Source organism: Nitrosomonas mobilis (assembly GCF_900103035.1).
Taxonomy (GTDB): domain Bacteria; phylum Pseudomonadota; class Gammaproteobacteria; order Burkholderiales; family Nitrosomonadaceae; genus Nitrosomonas; species Nitrosomonas mobilis.
The window spans coordinates 1-5,185 of the sequence record NZ_FMWO01000016.1; the positions used below are offsets into that span (position 1 = coordinate 1).

Consider the following 5,185-nt stretch of genomic DNA (forward strand, 5'->3'; position numbering starts at 1 on the left):
TATCGTGCGTGGAGGCGGTATCGGTCTCAATCCGGCGGATGATCTTGTGCTTCTTGTCGACACTGATTGACAGCTTGTAGCCGAAGTGGCTCTTGCCGTGTTTCTTCGTCCAGGTCGCGTCGGTGTCCTTCTGGCGCCGCTTCGCCGGCTTCCAGTCGGCGGGCATCGCGCCTTGCTTGATGAGTCCTTTCTCGCCTCGGCTGTTGTGCTGCCTGGGCGCCGGCACCAGCGTGGCGTCGATGATCTGACCGCCACGCGCGATGAATCCATGTTGGAGCAGCTGCGCGGAGACGCCGTCGAACAGCGCCTTGGCCCCTGCTTCGCCGATCCGGTTCTCGAAGGTCCACACGGTGGTGCGGTCGGGGACGTTCGTCGCGTTCGCCAGTCCGCAGAACCGTTTGTAGCTCATGCGGTCAAGCAACTGGTACTCCGTCTGTTCATCCGAGAGGTTGTACAGACGCTTCAGAACAAGAATGCGAACCATCGTCTCGGTCGGGTACGGCGGGCGTCCGCCCTGCGGACTCATCGGACGGGGCGCCACCCGATCAACCTCCATCGCCAAGGCAGCAAAGTCAATGTGCGACTCGATCTCAACCAGTGGGTCACCCAGCGAGTCGATTTTCTTGCGGTGGTGTTCGTCGGCGAACAGGTCAAGCTTGATGGCGCTATGTGGTTTCATCGGCAGGAGAAGAATGGGTTTCAGAACAGCGTAATTTTACCAAGTCTATCAAGAGTGGGCGAGTCGAGGTTTTTCGAGGTGCCCATTCGTTTCTATATCCAAGCTACCTGTAATGCAAAAGTGAAGGCGAGAGAATAAAAATGTAGCGCATTATGAGCTGCGGCGTGATCTCAGGAACCCTCTTAACCGCCGTTTTACACAAAATCCAGGACACCCTCCGAATTAGCATAAACTGGATATTTAAGAGTAGACACTCGCCCCCTATACCGCCAATGCAATTTGAATCGCGATACCTTTCGCTGATAATGACTAATCAGAGGTATTCAGATACTCAATGATTACAAACTACTTTCCATTCAACTTCATCCGCGCTGTCCGGCTGTATTTTTTTCCATCCCTGCGGTTGAGTGTAAGAACGGACGAGTTCACCTCGGCCCATATTCCACTTATATAGCTTGAACGAGAGCTCTTTGACATGCTTACCTCGGCAGTCATATTTTCGCCGTATTTTTTTTGATAAAAAATAAGCACCGGTATCTTTCTGTTCGACTTTGTAATCAATTAAAGTCCACATGTTAACTCTGCCGTCTGGCCTGCCAATAGAAGTTAGGTCAGCATAAATTGTGTAGCCGCCTTGTTCATCACTTTCATGCACCTTGGTCCATTCAGCCATTGAATCAGTACTTAATATCAGCAACGTTAGAGTGAATAGTAATTTTTTCATAATATTTATCTAATCCTTTTGGCAAATATCCGATGTTTCATTGTAAGCGGAGTCGAACAACCACACCAAAAAATCTCGTGGCGAATACTTTCTCATGTTATTCGTCTCTTTGGCGGTGCACTCGTCGGCTACCCAGTTACTTCTTGTCGAGTCACTGTGGTGCGAGTAAATATCACCGTCGACACGATAAAAAAGGCTATGTCATCGTAAACTGTTGATTACTGTAAATAGAAAAACTATCATTTATAAACAAGTTTTGTGACAGCTCAGCATGAAGCAGGCTGAAGTGGATTACCCATGAAGGCGTGACGAAGTAATTCGAATGTGTTGTGGCCCTGCTTATGCATGGTATCGAGGTAAGAACGGATGATGCAGAAGTTCTCCGCCCCATTGAGGGTGCGGAAGCAGCCGGAGATTTTTTGTTTCACTTTAGGCATTCGGATCGCGCGTTCACCCAGATTATTTGTGAAAGGGACGCGAAGGTCAGTCAGAAAGCGCAGCACCTCGTCCGCATGTTCACGCATTCGGCGCAGCAGGTTGATTGCCGGGGTTTGTTTGATGCGCCCACGCCGCGCCCCTTCTCGCTTTGCTTCTGGATTGATGGCGCTACCCTCATCCAGGATGGCATGGTAGCGCACAAAAATCTGCTGGGTCTGCCCTTGAGTCAGCGCAGCTGTGACAGGCCGTGCCGCCGCGCAGGTGTCGCGAGCCGAGATTAACATGTCGATCATGCGTTGCGGCCAAGTCTGGCCGGTTCGCTCGTGCAGAAAAACAAGTTCGCGCAACAGATGGGCATTGCACAGTGCGTGCACGCATTCGAGTTTCCAGTAAGGCTTCCAGCAGTCATGCACGAGAGTGGCCATCCGCCTAGGTAAAATTCCATGCGCTTCGATTGCCTCCATTTCGCGTCTGGCATGCACGCCGTACCATGTGTGCGTTTCGCTGGCAGCCGTATGCAACCAGTGTAAGCATGATGCCACCCGCAAACCTGATTCGTCGGCATGTACCACCGGCGCTTCGATCAGTGCCTGCGCGATGCTTTCAACTGCTGGTCGCAGCACTTGGCTGGCTTCTTCAATCCACGCCAACAGCGTGGCCGGTGAAACTTCCAGCCCATACAGATCGTCGATCAGTTGCGCGCTTCGTGCGAGCGGCAACAGTTGGCCTTGCGTCAGATGAACCGCCAGCGCGCGAATGTTCGGCCCATGCTGCACCGCCTCGCTCACGCCTGCGGGAAATCGACTCTCGTGCAGTTTGCCGCATCCACATTGCAGTCGCAGGGTGCGATGTTCAGTGGCTTCGTAACGCACCACTGGTATATCGAACACTTGCCGACGTTCCGCAATCTGTGCGCAGGACGGAGGCAAAGCCTCTCCGCATCCATCGCAACGCTCCGGTAAACCATGCTCAATCACCTCGTCCGGTTCCTGCACACGCTTGAGAGTCGTTCCTTTGTGTCCGACCTGACCACCAGGCTTGGCACCCGAGGGGCGACGCAGTGAGCGTGTCTTCTTCAGTCCATCAGAGGACGGTGGCTTGCTCGAATTGTGACTGTCTTTGGATAATCGAGCTTCCAATTCTGACACTCGCGCAGTCAAAATCCGGACCTGTTCGAATAACAGGCGGATCAAATCATCCTTTTGATCCGAGGTCAGTGTCGTGAGGTCAGGAAGTTCGAGTTCACGCATGACTCGTAGTATGATAAATAACTGACTGTTCTGCAAGCCTATGCTGAATAGTCACCAAGTTTTTAGTCAAAAAACCAGCAATTGATATTTTGTCTTAAATTCATCTAGTTACATGGCCATTACTAACTAACGATGACATAGCCATAAAAAATAAGATGTTTACCCTTCGAGTAAATACCTGTAGCCGTTCGAAACATATGGGCGATTCACTACCCTTTATAGGATTAAACTCAATAAAGTCATTTTGCATTTCTTGGGGACTTAAGCAGCAGATATTAATTGTAAAATTTTCTACATACCGGTCAATATAGTATAAAGCTTGTCTGCCTCCATCGGTTTATGAAAGAAGAAGCCTTGTTCCAGATCACACCCAATTCTTTGGGCAAGTCTGTGCTGTTCCTCTGTTTCTATTCCTTCTGCTATGACCTTAAGACCGAGACGGTGGCCGATTACAACAATTGCTTCCATGATAGACCGATCAGTTTCATTGTGCGATGAACCGCTAATAAACTCCCGATCAATCTTTAGATTGTGTACAGGAAAATGCCTAAGATAGCTTAGAGAGGAGTAACCCGTGCCAAAATCATCAATCGAAATCTGCATACCTGCTTCATGGAGTTTCCTCAGATTCAAAAGATTATTTTCGCCTGCGTGGATCAATACATTTTCAGTCAACTCAATGCCAATTTCTGATGGTGCCAAATGATGCTTTGCCAATGCGCGTTTAAGAATAGAAAAAATATCATTATGAATAAATTGTTTTCCCGATAAATTAATGTCGATACGAAAGTCCAGCAATCCTTTGTTTTTCCATTCAGCTCTTTGACGACAGGCTTCGTTAATCACCCACTCTCCAATTTTGCTTATCAGCTCTGATTTTTCTGCAATTGGAATGAATTCTGCCGGAGACATTAGTTCTCCACTGCCTGGGAACCAGCGTATCAGCGCCTCACAATATTTAATACTTCCTGATTGGGAGTCTAGCAGTGGCTGGTAATAGAGACTGAACTCCTGATGTGCGAGAGACAACCTTAACTCGGATATAATCAACTGGTGACGGCGTAGCTCATCATTCATTGTCTGGGTAAAGAAACAATAACGATTTCGACCTGCATCTTTTGCCCGGTACATGGCGGCATCTGCATTTTTTAATACCTGATTAGTTACTTCTCTCAGAAATCTTGTAAAATCTATAAATTGCGAAGAAACGTAGCAAGATCAGAGGAGAATGACAATGGCGATGAATAAAATTCAGTTTCAGGCAGGCCTGTCACTGCATGAATTTCTGCATCAATATGGCACGGAAGCACAATGTGAAGCAGCATTGTTTGCTGCGAGGTGGCCACATGGCTGGAGATGCCTGCGCTGCGATGGGGAGCGATATTCCTGTACCCATAACGGCCGCAAGCTATGGGAATGCCTGGATTGTGGCTACCAGTGTTCTTCAATTGTCGGCACCGTGTTTGAAAATACTAAATTACCGCTAAGAACCTGGTTTCTGGCCATTTACTTGATGACGCAAAGCAAGAATGCGGTCAGTGCATTGGAACTCAAACGTCAGCTGGGGGTAAGTTACAAAACGGCATGGTCGATCAAGCATAAGCTGTTACAGACCATGCTGCTGCGCGAAGAGCAACGCCGTCTGGATGGACGCGTGGAGGTTGACGATGCTTATCTGGGAGGTGAAAGGCCGGGAAAGCGCGGGCGGGGCGCGGCAAGTAAGACGCCATTTGTAGCGGCAATACAAACAAACAGCGAGGGGAAGCCACTTTATATACGCTTGACCCCCGTAGCGGGTTTTACATATGAAGCGCTCAAACAGTGGTCGGCTGAATGTCTGTCATCTACTGCACGAGTCGTATCTGATGGTTTGGGGTGTTTCGGGGCGGTTACGCATACAGCCGCGCAGCATGAGCGCCATATTGTGGGAAGTGGCAAATCTGCTGTGCAGCGTGCCGAGTTTCGCTGGGTCAATACGCTTCTTGGCAATCTCAAGACTGCCTTCAGCGGAACCTACCATGCATTCAATCACGCCAAGTATGCACAGCGCTATCTTGCAGAATTCTCCTATCGCTTCAATCGCCGTTTTGATTT

General features: G+C 49.3%; 5 protein-coding genes. 1 reads left to right on the forward strand and 4 read right to left on the reverse strand.

Annotated elements, in window-relative coordinates; translation table 11 throughout:
• The 4 genes from NSMM_RS00410 to NSMM_RS00425 all read right to left on the reverse strand — a co-directional run.
• Positions 1-679: IS5 family transposase (locus NSMM_RS00410; RefSeq protein WP_090283517.1), on the reverse strand; the 679-nt coding region annotated here is incomplete at its 3' end.
• Between the two features lie 331 nt (positions 680-1,010).
• Positions 1,011-1,403, reverse strand: coding sequence for a surface-adhesin E family protein (locus NSMM_RS00415; RefSeq protein WP_090283519.1), 393 nt, complete (start codon positions 1,401-1,403; stop codon positions 1,011-1,013).
• Positions 1,404-1,669: 266 nt separating this feature from the next.
• Positions 1,670-3,091 (reverse strand): IS66 family transposase, encoded by a 1,422-nt coding sequence (gene tnpC, locus NSMM_RS00420; RefSeq protein ID WP_090283521.1) that lies wholly within the window; start codon positions 3,089-3,091, stop codon positions 1,670-1,672.
• Positions 3,092-3,382: 291 nt separating this feature from the next.
• Positions 3,383-4,222, reverse strand: coding sequence for a putative bifunctional diguanylate cyclase/phosphodiesterase (locus tag NSMM_RS00425; RefSeq protein WP_090283523.1), 840 nt, complete (start codon positions 4,220-4,222; stop codon positions 3,383-3,385).
• Between the two features lie 103 nt (positions 4,223-4,325).
• On the opposite strand from NSMM_RS00425, the gene NSMM_RS00430 reads away from it, so the two are divergent.
• Positions 4,326-5,185: IS1595 family transposase (locus tag NSMM_RS00430; RefSeq protein ID WP_090283480.1), on the forward strand; the 860-nt coding region annotated here is incomplete at its 3' end.

Bases quoted from the DNA above. Each gene is read 5' to 3' on its own strand.
- NSMM_RS00415 (WP_090283519.1), bottom strand. From the start codon at position 1,403: ATGAAAAAATTACTATTCACTCTAACGTTGCTGATATTAAGTACTGAT.
- tnpC (WP_090283521.1), bottom strand. From the start codon at position 3,091: ATGCGTGAACTCGAACTTCCTGACCTCACGACACTGACCTCGGATCAA.
- NSMM_RS00425 (WP_090283523.1), bottom strand. From the start codon at position 4,222: ATGTACCGGGCAAAAGATGCAGGTCGAAATCGTTATTGTTTCTTTACC.